This is a genomic window from Streptomyces sp. NPDC051214, assembly GCF_040682375.1.
Classification (GTDB): domain Bacteria; phylum Actinomycetota; class Actinomycetes; order Streptomycetales; family Streptomycetaceae; genus Streptomyces.
In genome coordinates this window covers 275,871-294,659 of record NZ_JBFBAT010000012.1, presented here as the reverse complement: position 1 = coordinate 294,659, position 18,789 = coordinate 275,871, and the positions used below count along the sequence as shown (strand labels likewise).

Below are 18,789 nucleotides of genomic sequence, written 5' to 3'. Positions count from 1 at the left end.
CCAACGCCGCCCGCATACGCTCCACTTCATGTACGTCCACGCTCCTCAACATGCTCTTGATCAGCGCAAACGGGAAGACCTAACGGAGTCCTACTAGTCCACTCAGCCTCAGCGCCACTGCCCCGTGAAGGTGAGGTGGCAAGGCGCGTCCGCGCTCTGCGGCAGTTACGAAAAGGGAGCCAGCCATGGGTGTTGAGGATGAAGCGAAGGACAAGGTCGACAAGCTTGCCGAGCAGGCAAAGGGAGCGTTCGGTAAGGCGACCGACGACCGTGACCTGGAGAACAAAGGCAACGGCGATCAGGCCGACGCCAACCCGGACGCCTTCGGCCAGGGCGAGACCGACTCGGGGTAGTAGCAGCTGATATAGCGAGAGCCGACGAGCCCCCTCCTTCGCACAGGCGGGGGGCTCGTCGGCATCCTGTTCAAGTCCAGTCGGGCAACGGATCGACGCATTGATCTTTGACCTCTGACCAGCGGCTACCCGGTGCGCAGAAGCGTCCGCACAAGGAGAAGCTCGAGAAGCAGGGGTCGGCGACGGGGAGCTGAGCTGAAGGACGATGAAGGCCGGGGCATTCCGCAGGGTTCGAATACGTACCGGTTACCAGCTATCCGAACTGAGTTGCATCCATCGCAACTCACGCCACTGCCTGATCTGGGCGCAACCGCAGATCGTCAGCCTGACAACGATCCGGGGTGACTCCCGCTGACTGGCTGCCTTTCAGCCACCACGCGTGGAACGCCACAATGTTGCGCTAGATGCATGGTTGAGTGAAGCGATCTCCCTGGCGCGGCCCACTTGGTGCTGCTCGACGGCGTGCTCCCCATTGCGGGGAGATCCGCCCGATGACCGGCCGGACCGATCACGGAGACGGCCTGTGCGGCCAGTGCTCCGGCGGCCGCAATGCCTGCCTCTGCCCGTCCCGCGGGTCCGAGCAGGAGACTGACCGGCACGCCGATGGGCCCGCTGCGCACTCCGGGACCATCTGGCCTCCGGTTCACTGGTCCCACCACTGCGGCGCCAGAGCAACTCGCCCCGGGCGCCGACCGGCTGCGGATGATCAACCGGCTGCGCGACGTGCTGACCGGCGTCTTCCCTGCTCTGGAGCGGGCCTTCGACTACAGCTCGCAGAAGGGCGCGCTGGTCCTGCTGACGGGTTACCAGACTCCGGCGGCTCTCCGCCGCCGCGGCCGGGCCCGGCTGACGGCGTGGTTGGCCAACCGGAGCGTGTGCAACGCCGACGTTGTGGCTTCGACCGCGCTGGAAGCCGCGCAGGCCCAGCAGAGCGCGCTGCCCGGCGAGGACGTCGCCGCCCGGATCGTCGCCGACCTGGCGGCACAGATCCTGACCCTGGACGACCGGCTGAAGCGGATCGACAAGCAGATCCGCGAGACCTTCCGCAGCCATCCGCAGGCGGAGATCATCGAGTCCCTGCCCGGGATGGGCCCCATACTCGGCGCCGAGTTCATCGTCGCGGCCGGCGACCTGTCCGCCTACGCCGACGCCGGCCACCTGGCCTCCGCAGCCGGGCTGGTTCCTGTCCCGCGCGACTCCGGCCGGCGCACCGGCAACCTGCATCGTCCGAAGCGCTACAGCCGCCGCCTGCGACGGGTGTTCTACATGTCCGCCCAGACCAGCATCATCCGCGAGCCTCAACCGGGACTTCTACCTCAAGAAGCGTGGCGAGGGCTGCAAGCACGTTCAGGCCGTCATCGCCCTGGCCCGCCGACGCGCGAGCGTCCTGTGGGCACTGCTGCGTGACGGAAGGGTCTTCACCTCCGCCCCACCGGTCACGCAGGCGGCTTGACTCCGTCATTGAGACTCCTTCGTTCGTGGTGAGCAGATACCACCAGGCTGGTGCAGATGCCCCACTCCTGCACGGGCTCGGCACCTGGGTCAGCCCAGGAGGTGACCGGCCATGCACCCCGTTGAGGCCGTGGAATAGCGCAGGATTGGAGTACTGCCTTTTCACCAGTCGTAACTCCTAGAGGGACACACTGTGACGATCCGCAGGCTCGCGTCCCGACGACACATGTGCGGCGGAGCCGACCACCGCCCGCCATAGCCGTGGTCGGCGCCTCCGTCGCACCGTATGCCGTACGTCTGCGACCTGGTGTGCGGAGTCCGTCGGGGTGTGGTTCACCAGCCAGACAGGCCCGGCGCTGCGGTGTCGACCTCCTCCGCGATCTGTGCAGTGATCAGCGGGACCTGCCGGTCCCAGTAGAAGTGGCCGCCAGGGAAGAAGTGCTCACCGATCAGCCGGTCGGCTCCCTCACCCCAGGCGCGCAGTTGTGCGCGGCTGACGACATGGTCGTCCTCGCCGCCGAACAGCGAGCAGGGGACAGGGATGCGGCTGCGGTCCTCGGGACGGGGCCGCCATGTCTCCACCAGCTTGAAGTCGGCACGCAGCCGGGGCTCGTAGACCTGCCAGATGTCCTCGTCGTCCAAAATCGCTTGCGGCAGCCCGCCCATCGCGGCAAGGGCCGAGCGGAGCTTCGGCGAGGGCAGGGTGTGCAGCGGGGCACCGCCGAAGGGCGGCTGCTCATCAAAGGGTGCCTCGCAGGCGGAGATGCCCAGCCACACAGGCAGGTCGAGGCCACGCTCGACGAGCTGGAGCGTCATCTCGTACGCGGTGAGTGCGCCCATGCTGTGGCCGAAGAAGGCGAACGGGGCCTCCAGCAGCAGATGGATGTCCTCCAGCAGGAACGCGGCCAGCGCGGCAGCGTCCTCCCGGGCCGGCAAGCCGCTGAGCGGTCCTCGGCCGGGCGCCTCCATGAGACAGATGTCCCAGTCATCGGGGAAGTGCCCGACCCAGTCGGTGTAGGCGAGGTGTGAGCCGCCCGCGTGGTGGAGGACGAACAGCCTCAGTGCGGGGTCGTCGACGGGGCGGGGGCGTATGGCGGCCCTGACGGCGGTGGTCGTCATGGGGTCCTCTCGGTGTGGATCGCGCGGAGCATGCGGGTGAGTACCGGGCCGGTCCCGACCTCCTGGAACTCGGTATCCGGGTCGGTATCGAGTAGCCGCTCGACGGTCTCGCGCCATCGCACGGGATGATCGATCTGCTCGGTCAAAAGCCGGGTCGTGTGCTCGGCGGAGTAGGGCTGCGCGGTGCGGTTGGCGTACACGGGGAAGCGGGGAGCTGCGAGCGGTGTCCGGGTGAGCAGCTCGCCGAACTCGCGGGCGGCGGGCGCCATGTGAGTAGTGTGGAACGGCCCTGAGACCTTCAGCGGCCGTACCGCCCGGGCGCCGGACTCCTTCAACAGGACCGCGGCCGCCTCCAGCTTGGCCGCGGGTCCAGCCACCACGGTCTGGTCGGCCGTGTTGAGGTTGGCCACTTCGACCGCTTCCAGGCCTGCGCGGCGCAGCAGCAGCCGGATGACGGCCTCGTCCATGCCGATGACGGCGGCCATGGCGCCGTTGGTGATCCGGGCCATCGCGCGGGCGCGGGCGGCCACCAGGCGCAGCCCGTCGGTGAAGCCGAACACTCCCGCCGCCTGCAGCGCGTTGTACTCGCCCAGGCTGTGTCCGATCGCGGCGTCGGGATCGGGCTGGCCGTCGGCCCGCAGTGCCGCGAGGGACAGAGCGTTCACCGCGTAGACGGCAGGCTGGGTGAACTCGGTCCGGTCCAAACGTTGGTGAGGGTCGGTCAGGCAGAGGTCGCGCAGCGAGTAGCCGAGTACGGCGTCGGCCTCGGCCACGAGGTCGGCGAAGCGGTCGAAGAGCTCGGCGCCGCCCATGCCGACGCGCTGCGCGCCCTGCCCGGCGAACATGAGGACTCGAGTCACGGCAGGTCCTTTCGTACGGAGGGGCAGGACGGTGCGGCGTCTCGCGGGGCGAAGCGGCTGTCGGCGGTCTCGTGCGACGCGAACCGGCTGTCCGCGAAGGTCAGTGCGGGCCGGTCACTGAGTACACCGAAGGCCTCCGCGCGGCCGACGAACAGCGTGTGGTCGCCGGCCGCGTGGGTGGCGTGGACCGTGCAGTCGAACCAGGCGACCGCCTCCATCAGCACCGGAGCACCGGAGAGGTCCGCGGCCCGCCAAGGAAGGCCGGTGAAGGAGGCCGCGCCGGCCGGCCGCGCAGGGTCGGCGAACCAGCGGGCGTCGGCCTCCTGGGTGTCGGAGAGCACGCTCACGGCGAAGGCACCGCGGGCGAGGATCCGGTCGTGCAGCCGCGAGCCGCGGCCGAGGCCGACCATCACCAGATACGGGTCCATGGACACGGTGGTGAAGGAGTTGACGGTCGTCCCGTGCGGTTCGCCGTCCTCGGCGAGCGCAGTGACCACGGTGACGCCGGTGGGAAAGCGGGCCGCGGTGCGGCGGAAGCGGTGGCGGGGTATGTCCGACTCGCTCGGTCTCGTGGCCGCGGTGGGTGCGGGCGCGCTCACGCGGTCAGCCTCCGCAGTTCGTCCAGCGTGCCCAGACCGTCGAGGACGGTCTTCGCCGGCAGCCCGAAGTCGATGAGACAGGCGGTCTCGTCGACGCCGATTGCCGCGAGACGCTCGACGATCCGTGCGGCCTTCGGCACGGTGCCGAGCAGACCGCCGTCCTCGAAGTAGCGGTCGAAGGCACGGGCCGCCAGGAAGTCGAGGTCCTTGTCGCGCAGCTTGGTCGGGTCGAGTCGGCGGGGGCCGTGCGCCTGGGAGCCGAGAAGCAATCCCACGGAGGTGCGGAGATAGGAGGTCAGGGGTGCACGCACCAGCTCGCGTACGGCGTCCTCATCGCGGTCGAGGTAGGTGTGCACCATGACGACGACATGGCCTCGGGAGCCGTCGGCGTCGGGGCGAGCGGTGTATGCGTCGCGGTAGGCGGCGATCTTCTGGGCGAGTTCGTCGATGTCCTGGCCCAGCAGATGGGTGAGCACACCGGCACCGAGCCGGCCCGCGTTGCGGAAGGTCTCCACGCCGCCCGCGCTGGTGATCCAGACGGGCAAGTCGGCCTGGACCGGACGCGGGTAGGAGCGCACCCGCCGCGTCTCGCCCGTACCGTCGAGTACCTCGCTCTCCTCGCCGCGCCACAGGGCGCGGACCTGAGCGACGGTCTCAATGAGGACCTCGCGGCGGTTCTCGTAAGTCTCGGGGCGCAGGGCGAAGTCGGTGGCGTGCCAGCCGGAGGCGAAGGCGAGTCCGGCGCGGCCGCCGGAGATGTTGTCGACCACCGACCACTCCTCGGCGATCCGCACGGGGTGGTGGAGCGGTGCCACGACGCTGCCGGCCCGCACCGCGACACGGCTGGTGACGGCCGCGATCGCGGCTCCTGTGACGGCCGGGTTCGGGTAGAGACCGCCGAAGGCGTGGAAGTGCCGCTCGGGAGTCCATACGGCGGTGAAGTCATGGCGGTCGGCGAAGCGCGCGCCTTCGATCACCAGCTCATAGCGGTCCGCGCTGTCGGCCGGTGCTGTGCTGTCGTTGCCGAAGTAGAACAGGCTGAAGTCCATGAGAACTCTCTGTGTGTGTCGATCTGATGCCGGACTGGGTGGGGTTACGCCACCTCGGCGGGCTGGTCGGACTTGGCGGACCCCGTCGGCTGCGCAGGCGCGGCGTGCTGCGTGGCACTGGCGGGCCGCTCGGAACCGCCCGGCTCCTCGGGTGTCTCCACCGCGCGCGAGCGCTCGGCCCAGCGGGCCACAGCCGGGGTCGCCAGGCCGCCGGCGAGCAGGATGCCGGCGAACAGCAGCCAGCCGGGCCAGCCCCAGCCGATGATCACGGCGGTGGTCAGGGCGGGCGTGACGGCGGCGCCGACGCGCTGGGCCAGATTGAACATGCCTTGGTACTGGCCGTGTGCGTCGGCCGGTGCCAGCTCGTACGACAGGGCCCAGGAGCCGGCCGAGTGCAGCATCTCGCCGCATACATGCACCATGGCACCGACTACGAGACACACCGCGGCGACCCAGGTGGGCTGCCCCGCCGACAGCGCGAAGCAGGCGCAGCACAGGGCGAGCAGTATGCCGGAGCGGCGCATGGCGCGGGCGCCACCCGCGATGTCCTCGGCTCCCTTGCTCATCCGCACCTGGAACAGCACGCACATCGCCGTGTTGATGAAGATCAGGCCCGCGTAGAGCGACACGGGCGCGTCGGTGCGTTCGGCGATCCAGATGGGCAGGGCCACCGTGAGCAGGGCATCGGTTCCCAGGACCAGGACCGCGTTGAGCACTGCGACGACCACAAAGGGCGTGTCGCGCAGGACATTGCGGCGCTCATCAGGGCGTCCGGCCGCGGCCGCGCGAGCGGCGGGCAGCGGCAGGCACATCAGTCCGGCCGCCACGAACAGCGCGCCGGCCGCGACCAGCAGCCCGCGGTACAGCGCACCGGAGTCGGCCGCAAGAGCGATGGCGCCCGCCAGCGTGCCGACGGACAGACCGACGTTGATGACCGACTGCAGATAGGCACGGGCCCGTACGCGCTCGGCGGGCGGGAGCGCCTCGGCGATCAGTGCGCCGCGGGCCGCGGCACCGCCCGCGTCCATCACGGCCGACAGGGCGACCACTGCGAGGAAGGAGACGAACCCGCCGGTCAGGGCGTACGCGCACACGGCGATGCCCTGGGCGATGCCGAAGGCGACCGAGGTGTTGCGGGAGCCGAGCCAGTCGGAGAGGTGTCCGGCCGGAATGCTGGCCAGCATGGCGAGGACCGCGGCGAGGGTCATGCCGAGACCCACGCGGGCGGAATCGATGCCCACGGCCCGGATGAAGAACAGCACGCTCACCGACAGCAGAAAGCCGTTCGCGACGGTGCGGGCGAGATTGCTGACCGCGAGCACCCGTACCACGGGCGATGGCGGCTTCAGATCGCGCAGCAGGGCGGCGAAGTTGATGACCATGCCAGTCAGCTCCCTTCGGGGGTGTAGCGGCGCGTCAGGGCCGGGCGGTCGGTCTTGCCGTTGGGGTTCAAGGGCAGGGCGTCGACGTGCTCGTAGCGGCGCGGCACCATGTGAACCGGTACCTGCTTGCGCAGCCAGAGCATGAGGTCGGTGGCCTTGAGCGGATCGCCGGTGTGCACGGCCACCAGCTCGGTCTCGGCCGGGCCCGGCACCGCGAGGACGACCGCGTCGGCGATACCGGGGTGGCGGCGCAGCGCGGATTCGATCTCGCCGAGCTCGATGCGGTAGCCGCGGACCTTGACCTGGTTGTCCAGGCGTCCCAGATGGGTGAGGGTGCCGTTCTCCCAGCGCACTCGGTCGCCGGTGCGGTACCAGTGCTCGGCGGTCAGTGGGCCCGCGCCCTGGTAGATCTCGGCCGGCTGTCCACGGCCCGGGGTGTGGGCGAGGAACCGGCCGTGGTCGTCGGCCGGGTCGAGGTACCCGTCGAAGCGCTGCGGGCCGCGCACGCACAGCTCGCCCTCTTCGGCGGGCAGGCCGTCCTCGGCGAGGACCACGTGCTCGAGGAAGGGGTAGACGGGGCCGATGGGAATGGTGCCGTTGGACGTGGCGGGCCAGTCGGCTGTCTCGGCGGCCAGGCGGAACTCGGTGCAGGCGACGGTGAGTTCGGTGGGTCCGTAGACGTTCTCGATCCGGGCCTTGGGGGCGGCCTCGGCCCACAGCTGGGCCTGGCGTTCCGTGAGCTGCTCGCCGATGAAGATGCCGTAGCGCAGTCCGGTGGCCTGGCCCGCGGGCAGTTTGCCGAGGCTCGCTGAGACCGAGACCACGGAGGGCACCGAGAACCAGTGCGTGATGCGCCGGTCCTCTACGTACCGGATGGGCTCGAGGAGTTCGCTGCGCTGCGGCACGACCAGCGTGGCGCCACCACCCCAGGTGACGAACAGGTCGAAGACCGACGGGTCGAAGGTCAGGTCGAAGGTGTGCGAGACGCGGCAGCCGGGGCCGACCTCGAAGCGGTCGATGTTGTGGGCGATGTAGGGGGCGAGGTTGCGGTGTTTGATCGGCACGCCCTTGGGGCGCCCGGTGGAGCCGGAGGTGAACAGCACGTACGCCACGTCGCCGGGTGCCGTGGTGCGCTCGGGCAGGTGGGCGGGCACGGGAAGCGCAGCGGTCTGCTCTTCGGACAGCCGCACGACGGTCATCTCGGGCTCGTCGGCGGTCAGTTGCGCGGCACCGCCGGCGTCGGCGAGCAACACGTCGGCGCGGGCCAGTTGCCACACCGCGCGGTTGCGGGCGAGGGGGTAGCCCGGGTTGAGCGCGGTCACGGTGGCGCCCAGGCGCAGTGCGGCGAGGTAGCCGGCGAATGCGGTCAGGCTCCGGGAGGCGAGCAGCGCGATCCGCGCGGGTGCACTCCCGCCGTGCGCCGCGAGCAGGGCCGCGGCGACGGCGGCGGCGCGATCGTCGAGCGCGCGGTAACTGTAGGTGGTGCCGAGCACTTCGAGGGCGGGCTCGTCGGGGTGGTCCGCCAGCGAACCGGCGAACCAGTCGTAGAGCGTGCGGTCGTATGCCGCCGGGTGGACGGCAGCGATGGGGTCGGTCATCAACATCCTTGCTTCGTCAGGGAGTTCATGGGTGGTCTGCTCGGACCGGGCTGTCGCTCCGGTCCCGCGGCCGGCCAGTCAGCTCGCTCCGGCGGTCGTGGTGAGCAGCTCCGCGTAGCCCGGTCGGCGCACCGCGGCGAAAGCGAGGCTGCTCAGCAGGGTGTCCGGGCCGGGGCGCAGGTCGCGGCCCGCGGCCTCGAGCCAGGGCTGCCAGGCCTGTGCCTCGACACTGGACGCGCCCAGCACGAGCCGGCCCATGTCCCGGATCGCGAGCGGATCGAGGGCTTCGTTCTCGCGGTCGAGGGCGCGCAGCGCGACGGCCCGCTGCCACGCGCGCTCAGTGACCGTGCGGGTGGGCCGGTCGGCGCTCGCGAGCAGGTCGAACAGGCGCTGTGTGGTGAGGGTCTCCTCCCCCACCAGGTGATACGCGCGTCCCTCGGACGCGGGCGACAGAGCCAGCTGGGCGATGGCGCGGGCCGCCAGGTCCACCGGGCTCACGGCGAGCGGGCGGTCATCGCGCGGGTGGACTCCCGCGGCGAGCGAACCGGCGATCAGCCTCCACAGCGGGTGGTCGGGGTCACATGCTCCGCTGTTCTGCGCGCCAAGGAGCAGACCGGTGCGAAAGACCCGTACCCGCATGCCGTCCCGCTCCGCTCGTTCAGCGAGCTGCTCGCCGACCCAGGCGGCGACGGCGCCGCCGGGCATGCCGGGCCGCAGCGGCTGTTCCCGGCTCTCCTCGATCCGGGCCTGCTCGCCGAGACCGGAACCGCAGGCGCTGAGCGTGGACAGAACCGTGAGGTCGTCGATGCCGTGCTGCCGCATCCAGCGCAGCAGGGAGGCCGTCACCAGCACGGTCTCCTCGCGCAGTTGGTCGTACGCGCCGGTGAGGCCGAAGGGTGCACAAGTGTGCACCACACGGGTGATCCGGGTCGCGAGCCGCGGGTCGTACGCGGTCCAGTCACGCTTCGCGTTGGCACCCGCGGGCAGCAGAGCCACGCGCTGCGGGTCGGGTTCGGGCAGTGCACAGGCGGCGGCCCGTGCACGCAGCAAGGCGCGGCCCTCGTCCTCGTCGTCCACGGGGACGACGCAGTGGACCAGGCCGTCGGTGCTGCGCAGCAGTTCGTACAGGACGAAGGTGTCCAGGAACCTCGTGGTGCTGGTCAGTAGGGTGCCGCCGGCCCCGGCGCGGGCCGCGGGCGCAGTCGGTGTGCCCAGGTCGAGCGCGAGGTCGGCACTGATGAGGTCGCCGCCGTCGCCCGTCTGTTCGGCGGCGGTCGGGGTGCGCAGGATCTCGGCCATACGGCGAACGGTCGCCTCGGCTCCGCCCGCCCGGTAGACGTTGATGTCCACGCCGAAGGACTTCCGCACGGCTGCCTCGATCCGCATGGCGGTCAGCGAGTCGCCCCCGTAGGAGCCGAAGCTGTCCTCGGGGCCGAGCTGCGCGTGACCGAGCAACCGGCGCCAGATGGCCAGAAGTTCGCGCTCCACGGCGTCGGCACCGGTCGGGACCTCGCCCTCCTGCTCGGCCGGTGCCTCGGTCTGCGGAGCCGTCCCGCCGAGCGGAGCCGCGATCGGCGGCAGGGTGTCGAGGGCCCAATAACGACCGCGGGTGAAGGGGTAGGTGGGCAGCGGCACACGACGGCCTGTGGCTTCGGGCAGCGCCTCCCAGTCCACTGCTGCGCCGCGCTGCCAGGCGGCGGTGAGCGCGGCTTCCAGGTCTTCGGGCCGTACGCCACCGGCGCTGTCCGGCAGCACGTGGCGATCCGGAGCCGGCTCGCCGTGGCCGAGGAGGATCGCGAAACGGTCGGCGCGCGGCGGCTGTCCGGGGACGCCGATCTCCGTGCGACCGCGCAGGGCCGCGGTGAGCAGCGCGAGCACCGGGTGGTCGGGGGTGTCGGCGGGCGGCACGAGCACTACCTTGCGCACGACCTTGACCGGGTCACTCGGGGGGTGGTCGCGCAGCGCGGCGGCCACGGCCCGCGGGTTGTCCCCGCTGGCCTCGATGACTCTGCGGTAGGCGTGTGCCGTCCGGCCCACCCGCAGGGTGTGGGCTGCGTCGGCGAGCGCCGGGGCACTATCGGTCATCAGGGTGTCGGCCAACTCCTCCGCCAGAACCGTCAGTTCTTGCGCGGTGCGGGCAGAGATCAGCAGGCGTGCCCGGTCACGTACGGGGGCGCCGGTGCGCTGGGGCGCGGGTGGCGGGCCGAGTATCGCGGTGGCGTTGGTGCCGCCCAGCCCCATCGAGTTGACCAGGACGTAACTCTCGTCCTCCGGCGCCACCCGGCCCGCGTCGGCGCTGATGGTGAACGGACTCTCGGTGAGCACTCCCGGATTGCGGGGGCGCTCGAACAGCGGATGCGGCGGCAGCGCGCCGGTCCGTGCCACCTCGACCGCCTTGATCAGACCGGCGATTCCGGCGGCCGGGCCCGCATGGCCGATGTTCGCTTTCACGGAGCCGAGCGCACAGAATGCCGTGGGCGCGTCGGTGCGGTCCGCTGTGGCGCGCAATCCCGCGGTCAGGCCTCGCAGTTCGATCTGATCGCCGAGCGGTGTGCCTGAGCCGTGGGCCTCCACGTAGCGCAGCTGATCGCCGCGGACCCCGGCGACGTCCAGCGCCGTCGCCACCACGTGGGCCAGGCCCGAGGGGCTCGGTGCGGTGAAGCCGGATCGGGCCGCCCCGTCGTTGCCCACGGCGGTGCCGTGCAGCACCGCAAGGACGGTGTCGCCCTCGTGCAGGGCGTCCGAAAGACGCCGCAGCGCCACGACACCGACGCCGGAGCTGAAGGAGGTGCCGGTCGAGCGCGCGTCGAAGGGGCGGCAGTAGCCGTCGGTGGACTGCAGGCCACCGGGGTGGTGGCGGTAGCCGAGCAGCGGCTCGTTGACGGAGGCTCCGCCCGCGAGCGCCAGGTCGCACTCGCCCGCGCGCAGGCTGAGGACGGCGTAATGCACCGCGGTCAGCGACGAGGAGCAAGCGGTCTGGACCCCGATGGAGGGGCCGCGCAGCCCGAGTTTGTAGGCGACCCGTGAGGGCAAGAAGTCGCCCAGGCCTCCCAGGTGCAGGGAGACGTCGTCGACGGCGCCCATGATCCCGTCGGTGTGGGCGCGAAAAGCCTGCAGAGCGGCCATGTAGGTGCTCGGGCTGCCGCCCGCGAACACTCCCGTGACGAGCCGTCCGCCCGAGGGTGCATGTCCGGCTGATTCGAGCGCCTGCCAGCATGTTTCAAGGAAGATCCGCTGCTGCGGGTCGGTGGCCGCCGCCTCTGCCGGCGAGTAGCCGAAGAAGTCGGCGGCGAAGGCGCCGGCGTCCGGTACGGACGCCGCCCGGCTGACAAAGTCAGGTGCGTCCAGGGTCTCCTGGCTTAGACCGGCAGCCCTGAGCGCGGCCGGATCGAGGTCGCGGACCGACACCCGGCCCGCGGCGATGTTGGCCCAGTACTCCTGCGGGCTCCAGGCATCGGGGAAGCGGCAGCCGATGCCGATGACGGCGATGGGACCGTCGTGGCTCACGCGGAGTCCTCCTCGAGGAAGGCCACCTGGGCGTCGATGGTGCTGTGTTCGAACAGGTCGGCGGCGTCGAGGTCCCGGCCGGTGAGCTCGGACAGGCGCTCCATGAGGACCATCAGGAGCAGTGAGTCGCCCCCGGCGTCGAAGAAGTTCACGTCGCCGGCGACCTCGGCGCCGTCGAGGACCTCGGTCCACAGGGCAGCCACCTGGTCGGTGAGGTCGGCGGCGGGTGCCTGCTGGGTGTCGGAAGCGGGAGTGAGCACGGGGTTCTCCAGATCGTCGGCGAGGTCGGCGGCGGCTTGCGCCAGGTCGGTGAGGAGCCCTTCGGCGGTGGCACCGTCGAACAGGGCGGTGAGGTAGGTCAGGGAGAGGTGGTAGCGGCCCGGTCCACCGGTGACGGTCAGCTCCAGCTCGTACTTGGACTTCAGGCGGGGCGGGGTGACGAACCGTGCGCGGACCGCCTCGCCGAGCGCGGGCGGCTGGGGAGGTTCGTCGGCCGCGGTGAGGTAGACGGGGGTGACGGCGGGCCGGCTGAGATCCCGGTCGGGCTGCAGCGCTGCGGCGACCAGGTCGTACGGAGTGTCGGCGTGCCGGTAGGCCGACAGTGCGGCCTCGCGTACGCGGCACAGGAGTTCACGCCAGCTCGGCTCGCCGGTCAGATCGGCCCGCACAACGAGGGTGTTGACGAACATGCCGACGGTGGAGGCTCGGGCGGCGCCGTCCCTGGCCGCCCAGGGGAACGTGAACAGGAAGTCACGCTGTGTGCCGCGCCGGGCGAGTGCCGCCCCGAGCAGGGCGACGCCGAGCATGAACGACGTACAGCGCAGCTCGGCCGCAGCATCCCGTAGCCGGTCGGCCAGAGCGGCGGGCAGGGCGAGTTCCCGTTGGTCCGCCTCGACGGTCTGAAACGTGCCGCGGGGCCGGTCGTGCGGCAGCTCGATATCGATGGGCGCCTCGCGCAGGGAGGCAAGCAGGTGTTCCAGCGCTGTTGCATCCGGAGCTGCCGGTTCGCGTAGAGCGCCGGGATGACCGGCGTGCGGCAGGTTCGGCTCCGTGCCATGGGTCAGGGACCGGTACAGCTCGGCCACGTCGGACAGGACAAGGTCGAGGGACCAGCCGTCGGAGACGAGGTGATGCACCCCGTACACGAGCAGGGTCCGCTCGGACCCAAGCCCCACGATCGCGCCCCGCGCGGGGGCTTCGGCGGCGAGGTGGAAAGGGGTCCAGCACACCTTCGCGAGGTATTCCTCGCGCTCCGCCTCGTTCCACAAGGCGGCGTCGGCCGAGGCGACCTGCGGCGGCGGGCCGTCGGTGCGGTAGACCACCCGGCGGGCCCGGGTGTCCAGACGAAAGCGTGAGCGCAGTCCCGGGTGGCGAGCCAGGGCGCGGGCGAAGGCCTCCCTCAGAAGCGGACGGTCCACGGGCCCGTCGAACTCCACGATGCCGGGCGCCAGATACGAGGTCCGCACGTTCCGCATCCGGTCCAGGGACCACAGCCGCTGCTGCACGGGGCTCGCGGGGCGCTCGGCACAGGGGTCGAACTCGATGTCGCTGTCACCGGCCGGCGTTGCGTTCTCCAGAGCGCGGGCAAGACCGGCCACGGTGGGATCGGCGAGGAAGGTGCGCAGCGCCACGGGTGTCCCATAGCGGCGCTCGGCCTCGGCGACGACCCGTACGGCCAGCAGCGAGTGCCCGCCCAAGGTGAAGAATTCGGCGTCCGGGCCGGGGAGCGCCTCGGGCTCGCAGGGCGCGCTCCCGCGGTCCGCGCCCCGGCTGCCGGTGAGCACGTCGGTCATCAGGCGAGCTGCTCTGCGCTGCATCGGGGTCAGGTCCACGGGTCCGCTCTCCTCGGCCGCGGACAGCGGCCGGTCCCGCCGGGTCGCCAGGGCCTCGAAGTCGACCTTGTCGTTGGCGGTCCGTGGAAGGCCGTCGACCACGTACACCTCGCGTGGCAGAACTGCGGGCGGCAGCCAGCGTTGCAGTGGCCTGACCAGGTCCTCGCGGGAGGGTGGCTCGGCGCCGGAGGCGAGTTCCACATAAGCCACCAGCGCGGACGGTGATCCGGCGGCGTGCACTGCGGCCATCGCGACGGATGGATGCTCCTCGATGAGGCGGACGACTTCGGCCGGCTCGATGCGGTTGCCCAAAATCTTGAGCTGGTCGTCGGCGCGGCCCAGATAGCCGAGTTGGCCGTCCTCGCGCAGCACCACCAGATCGCCGGTGCGGTACATACGGGCTTTTCGACCGGCGCCGAACCACTCGGCGTGCGGATCGGGCAGGAAGGCCGTGGCCGTCTGCTCGGGCGCCGCGAGGTAGCCGAGCGCCACACCCGGACCTGCCACATACAGCTCACCAGGGACCCCCGGTGGCAGTTCCTCGCCGCGCGGGCCAAGGGCGTACGCACGCATCCCGGGCAGCGGCACGCCGATGGCGGGGGTCTCGTCCGCGGCGGGATCGACCGGTGCGTAGGTACTGTTGCAGGAGGCCTCGGTCGGGCCGTATACGTTGACGATTCGCGCGCCCCAGCGCGCCGCGCACTCGGCGGCCAGGCGCTGTGGCAGGGCCTCACCGCCCGAGTACACGACGCGCAGTGAACTGCCCTGCGCGCCACCGGAGTCGGCCTCCAGCATCGCGTGCAGCAGGCTCGGCGTGAGCGAGCCGGCGACCGTGGCGCCCTCGGGACCGCGCACCAGGCTCAACAGGGCGCGCGGGTCACGCCGCTGCACATCGTCGGCGATGACGAGGCGGGCGCCGGCGAGCAGGGTCTCGACGACGTTGAAAGCGGCAGGGTCGAAGGCGGTGCCCGCGGTCAGGAGCAGCCGGTCCTCGGGGCCGAGACCGCAGTCGTCACCCCACCACAGGGCGGTGGCGAGCAGACCGCGGTGCGGCACCAGGACGCCTTTGGGGCGGCCGGTGGTACCGGAGGTGAAGATCACCGCCGCGGGGTCGTTTGGTCCCGCCGCGGCGGCCGGTGGGGTGAACTCACCAGGCAGTGCTCGAAGTTCCTCAAGCAGTTCCGGCTTGGCGAGGGTGTCGAGCCGGGCGAGCAGGTCGGCGCCCGCGGCGCAGACGAGGACGGTGTCGGCAGCGGTCTGTTCGAGGATGTACGCGATCCGTGCCACGGGGGTGTCCATGGCCAGCGGCACGAAGGCCGCACCGGATCGCAGCACCCCGACCCATGCGGCGACGAGAGCCGGGCCCCGGGCGGCGAGGACCGGAACGCAGGTTGCGGGACCCGCCCCCTCGGCACGCAGGCGCGCGGCCACCGCGCCGGACCAGCGGTCGAGTTCACCCCAGGTCAGGCTGGTGCCTGCACACTCCACTGCGATCCGCTCGGGGTCCGCGGCGGCGAGCGCCGACTCCAGTGCCTCGGCGACCGTGACGGCCGGGAAAGGGGCGGCGGCCCGTCCCACAAGGACTCCGTGCGGCAGCGCGCCGGGAGCCCGCAGCGTGACGGGGAGTTTTTTGACCGGGGTGTTGGGTGCAGCGACGGCCGCGGTGAGCAGCGCCATGTAACTCTCGGCGATGCGCCGGGCCGTGGCGGCGGAGTAACGGTCGGTGGCGTACTCCACCGTGCCGGCCAGTCCGCCGCCGGGCGCGTATTCCAGGACGAACGAGAGGTCCTGCTTGGCCGTGCCGGTCGGCAGCAGTTCGGGCGGCGCCCACCGCCCGCCGGTGCTCGCGGCTGGGGCGTTCTGCAGGATGAAGCCCACGTCGGCGAGCCCCTCGCCGCCGAGGCGCGCGGCGAGTCCGTCGAAGGGAATCCGCTGGTGCGTCAGGACGCGGAAGGCCTCTGCGCGTGAGTCGGCGCACAGCCGGTCGAACCCGGCCTCGGGGTCGGGAGCGCACAGCAGCGGGACGGTGTTGACGAAGAACCCGATGAGGCCTTCGACATCGGCGCTCGGCCGGTTCGCCGCGACGGTGGAAAGCAGGAACCGCTCCCGACCGCTCCACCGCTGCACCACGGCCTGGAACGCGGCGAAGAGCACCACGAAGGGCGTAACTCTCAAGGTGCGCGCCAAGTCCGTCACGGAAGAAGCCAATGCGGCGGGCAGCGTGAAGCGGTGCTGCGCCCCTTCCCGGTCACCCTCCAACGCCCGCTGCCGCGGCTGGCAGGGGCCGAGCGCGAGGTCACGACCCGCAGCCGGAGCGAGGACGACGGCCCGCTGCGCGACCAACTCCTCCAGTGCGGCTTCCGTCGCGGCTTCCCGGTCCCGTAGGGCGAACTGCGCATACTGCACGGGGAGCTGGGGAAGGTCGATCCGGTCCGCGTGGGCCAGTGCCTGCTCGTACGCCGAGGCCAGTGCCTCGTAGAGGACGGGCAACGACCAGCCGTCGACGGCGATGTGATGGATGGTCAAAAGCAGGGTGCCGTGCCCGCCGTCCGCGTGCTGCCATGCGGTGGCGCGCCACGGCGCCTCGCTTCCCAGCGCAAAGGGGACACGGGCGCGGCGCGCCACCTCGTCCGGATCCGGTGCCGCGGCGGCGACCACCTCCAGCGGCACGGGACCGGGTGCTCCGACGACCTGCACTGGGCGGCCGCCGCGCATCGCGTACGTGGTGCGCAGCACCGCATGCTGTGCAGCCAGTGCTTCTAGCGCACGCGCCAGAGCGGGGAGATCGATCGGCTCATGCCAGCGGGTGAGCAGGGGCACGTTGTAGACAGGGGATTCGGGGGCCGCCTGGTGGATGAACCAGAGCCGTTCCTGGGCCTGCGAGAGGGGGGTGACGGTGACCTCGCGGCGTGCGGGCGCCGGTGGGCGCTCAGGCGCCATCAGTGGTTCTCCTAACGATGGTTCAGGACAAGCGCGGCAATGCGGCGGGACGGGACGACTGCAGGGCCGCTGCACGGCGATTCGCCGGCACGCCCACATGGCGGTCCGGCCCGTACGGCCAGATCCGCGGCTGCGCGATGAGATGGGAGCCCGCGGCCGGGAGAGGCTGCGGACGTGTGTGCTTGATGGCTGGTCGGATTCAGACCTTCGAGGCTCGGCCCAGCTGGTCCGCCAGCTCGGCGAAGCTGGGCGTGAGCAGCACGTCGGTGGGGTCGAGGCGGATGCCCAGGCGTTCACCGATGCGGAACGCCGCCTGCGTCGCCAGGATCGAGTTGCCGCCCAGGCCGATGAAGTCGTCGGTGGCCTGAACGGCCGACGAGCCGGGAAGGCCGAGGAGTTCGGCCCAAACTTCGGCGACGACCGTACCGGCCGGGGTGGTCGCGGCTGGCTCTTCGGCAGCCGCCGGGGTGGTCACGGCAGCTTCGGCGGCCTCGGCCAGCACGGACTTGATACGGGCCCGGTCGGCCTTTCCGGTGGAACCGAACGGCAGCTCGGCCAGCGGCACCCACAGGGCGGGCAGCATATAGGCGGGCAGCTGCTCCGCCAGTGCTGCGGCCAGCTCTCCGGCTGCCGCCTCCCCCGATCCCGCAGGGCGCAGGAAGGCGCCCACCAGGCGGGCGGTGTGCCCCTCGCCGTGCTTCTCGACGAAGGCGGCCTCGGTCCGGCCGGTCGCGACGGCGGCCTGCTCGATCTCTTCCAGTTCGATACGGAAGCCGCGCAGCTTGACCTGCCGGTCGGCGCGGCCGACGACCTCGTACTGACCGTCCGGCAGCTGTCGAACGCGGTCACCTGTGCGGTAGATGGTTCCGGTGGCGCCATCGTGCGCCGTGTACGTGACATAGGAGCGACCAGTGCGCTCGGGGTTGTGCAGGTAGCCGCTGGTCACCGAGGGGCCACCGACACAGAGTTCACCCGTCTCGCCCGGGGCGACAGGGCGCATCTCTTCGTCGAGCACATGCAGCCGCACCCTGCGCACCGGCTGCCCGATCGGGATCCGGGTACGCCCGGCCAGCGTTCGCGGTGTGCAGGTGAACGTCGTGACGAACACGGTGGTCTCGGTGGGCCCGTAGATGTTGAGCAACAGTGCGGGCCCGCCCGCGGCGAGCACACGTTCAGTAGCGGCCAGGTCCATCTGCTCACCGCCCACCAGGAGTTGGCGCAGGGAACCGAGCGCCGCAGGGGCTTCGCGGGCCACCATATGGAAGAGCGAGGTGGTCAGCAGCGCAGTGGAGATCCGTTCGGCGACGAGGAGGCCCGCCCATCGCTCGAGGTCGGTCTCGACGACGGTGGGCAGCACGATCAGCGGTGCTCCGGTGGTCAGGGCGCCCCAGACCTCCCAGGTGAAAGCGTCGAAGGCCGGGTTGGCGAGTTGCCCGACTCGGTCGCCGGAAGTGATTGCGCCGGGCTGTGCGGTGTCGGCCACCAGGTCGTGCACGGCGCTGTGGGGTACGACGACACCTTTGGGAACACCGGTGGAGCCCGAGGTGTACCCCACGCATAGCGGGGCGTCGTCGGCCACGGTGACGTCGGGGGTATCGAGCGCCCCATACGGGTCGTCCCCGTCGGCGATGGTCAGGACGGGCACACCAGCGTCGGTTCCCAGCGGCCGGTCGCGGTACCCCTCGCCCCGGCCCACGATGATGGCCGCCACTCGGGCGTCGTGAAGAATCGCGGCAACCCTGTCGGTCGGCGCCTGGCCATCCACCGGGAGATAGGCGGCCCCGGCCCGGACCACCCCGAGGGCGGCGACGATGAGATCCGCGCTGCGGTTCAGGTCGAGCGCGACGACGTCACCGGTGCCGATCCCGCGTCCCGCAAGGCGAGCGGCCACAACTCCGGCCTCCCGCCACACCTCTTCGCGGCTGAGTTCACGTCCGGTCAGTGCCTCACGCACGGACAAGGTTGCGGAGCCGTCCCTCATGCGCTCGGCGACAAGACGGTGCACTCCCCCGGTACCGCTGCGCAAACCAGCCACAGGCCATGACGGCATGAATCCCCCAAATTCGCTGCGAGTGCCCTACCCGGGCAGAGGACGCCC

The 18,789-nt window shown here is 71.3% G+C and carries 10 protein-coding genes and 1 pseudogene; 2 read left to right on the top strand and 9 right to left on the bottom strand.

Annotated features, from left to right (window positions below):
- Nucleotides 1-185: 185 nt before the first annotated feature.
- The gene (locus AB0M70_RS30350; RefSeq protein WP_365824800.1) at nucleotides 186-353 is read left to right on the top strand and encodes a hypothetical protein; all 168 of its coding nucleotides are present in this window, start codon (nucleotides 186-188) and stop codon (nucleotides 351-353) included.
- Between the two features lie 687 nt (nucleotides 354-1,040).
- Nucleotides 1,041-1,806: pseudogene (locus AB0M70_RS30345) on the top strand (IS110 family transposase); the annotation flags it as partial.
- A 332-nt stretch (nucleotides 1,807-2,138) separates the two neighbouring features.
- Here the strand turns inward: AB0M70_RS30345 and AB0M70_RS30340 are convergent.
- The 9 genes from AB0M70_RS30340 to AB0M70_RS30300 all read right to left on the bottom strand — a co-directional run bounded on the left by AB0M70_RS30340 (nucleotide 2,139) and on the right by AB0M70_RS30300 (nucleotide 18,645).
- On the bottom strand, nucleotides 2,139-2,924 hold the full coding sequence (locus AB0M70_RS30340; RefSeq protein WP_365824798.1) for an alpha/beta fold hydrolase: 786 nt from the start codon (nucleotides 2,922-2,924) through the stop codon (nucleotides 2,139-2,141).
- Nucleotides 2,921-3,784, bottom strand: a complete 864-nt coding sequence (gene fabD, locus AB0M70_RS30335; protein ID WP_365824796.1) for an ACP S-malonyltransferase — start codon at nucleotides 3,782-3,784, stop codon at nucleotides 2,921-2,923. The genes AB0M70_RS30340 and fabD overlap by 4 nt, the downstream gene beginning before the upstream one ends.
- Complete coding sequence (locus AB0M70_RS30330) at nucleotides 3,781-4,383, bottom strand: flavin reductase family protein (RefSeq protein WP_365824794.1); 603 nt, start codon at nucleotides 4,381-4,383, stop codon at nucleotides 3,781-3,783. The genes fabD and AB0M70_RS30330 overlap by 4 nt, the downstream gene beginning before the upstream one ends.
- Nucleotides 4,380-5,432, bottom strand: coding sequence for a MupA/Atu3671 family FMN-dependent luciferase-like monooxygenase (locus tag AB0M70_RS30325; RefSeq protein WP_365824792.1), 1,053 nt, complete (start codon nucleotides 5,430-5,432; stop codon nucleotides 4,380-4,382). Before AB0M70_RS30325 ends, AB0M70_RS30330 begins: the two co-directional genes overlap by 4 nt.
- Before the next feature lie 44 nt (nucleotides 5,433-5,476).
- Nucleotides 5,477-6,814: an MFS transporter gene (locus AB0M70_RS30320; protein ID WP_365824790.1), complete on the bottom strand. Its 1,338-nt coding sequence runs from the start codon at nucleotides 6,812-6,814 to the stop codon at nucleotides 5,477-5,479.
- Nucleotides 6,815-6,819: 5 nt separating this feature from the next.
- Nucleotides 6,820-8,412 carry an amino acid adenylation domain-containing protein gene (locus AB0M70_RS30315; RefSeq protein ID WP_365824788.1) on the bottom strand — a complete coding sequence of 531 codons (1,593 nt, stop codon included), beginning with the start codon at nucleotides 8,410-8,412 and terminating at the stop codon, nucleotides 6,820-6,822.
- Nucleotides 8,413-8,490: 78 nt separating this feature from the next.
- Complete coding sequence (locus AB0M70_RS30310) at nucleotides 8,491-11,919, bottom strand: beta-ketoacyl synthase N-terminal-like domain-containing protein (RefSeq protein WP_365824786.1); 3,429 nt, start codon at nucleotides 11,917-11,919, stop codon at nucleotides 8,491-8,493.
- Nucleotides 11,916-16,691 (bottom strand): amino acid adenylation domain-containing protein, encoded by a 4,776-nt coding sequence (locus tag AB0M70_RS30305; protein ID WP_365824784.1) that lies wholly within the window; start codon nucleotides 16,689-16,691, stop codon nucleotides 11,916-11,918. Before AB0M70_RS30305 ends, AB0M70_RS30310 begins: the two co-directional genes overlap by 4 nt.
- Nucleotides 16,692-16,890: 199 nt before the next feature.
- A complete protein-coding gene (locus AB0M70_RS30300) occupies nucleotides 16,891-18,645 on the bottom strand; it encodes a non-ribosomal peptide synthetase (protein WP_365824822.1) in 1,755 nt (584 codons plus the stop codon).
- Between the last annotated feature and the right edge of the window lie 144 nt (nucleotides 18,646-18,789).

What these genes read in the sequence shown, in the direction of transcription:
- AB0M70_RS30340 (WP_365824798.1), bottom strand. Translation starts at nt 2,924, where the DNA reads ATGACGACCACCGCCGTCAGGGCCGCCATACGCCCCCGCCCCGTCGAC.
- AB0M70_RS30305 (WP_365824784.1), bottom strand. Translation starts at nt 16,691, where the DNA reads ATGGCGCCTGAGCGCCCACCGGCGCCCGCACGCCGCGAGGTCACCGTC.
- AB0M70_RS30350 (WP_365824800.1), top strand. Translation starts at nt 186, where the DNA reads ATGGGTGTTGAGGATGAAGCGAAGGACAAGGTCGACAAGCTTGCCGAG.
- AB0M70_RS30325 (WP_365824792.1), bottom strand. Translation starts at nt 5,432, where the DNA reads ATGGACTTCAGCCTGTTCTACTTCGGCAACGACAGCACAGCACCGGCC.
- AB0M70_RS30320 (WP_365824790.1), bottom strand. Translation starts at nt 6,814, where the DNA reads ATGGTCATCAACTTCGCCGCCCTGCTGCGCGATCTGAAGCCGCCATCG.
- AB0M70_RS30315 (WP_365824788.1), bottom strand. Translation starts at nt 8,412, where the DNA reads ATGACCGACCCCATCGCTGCCGTCCACCCGGCGGCATACGACCGCACG.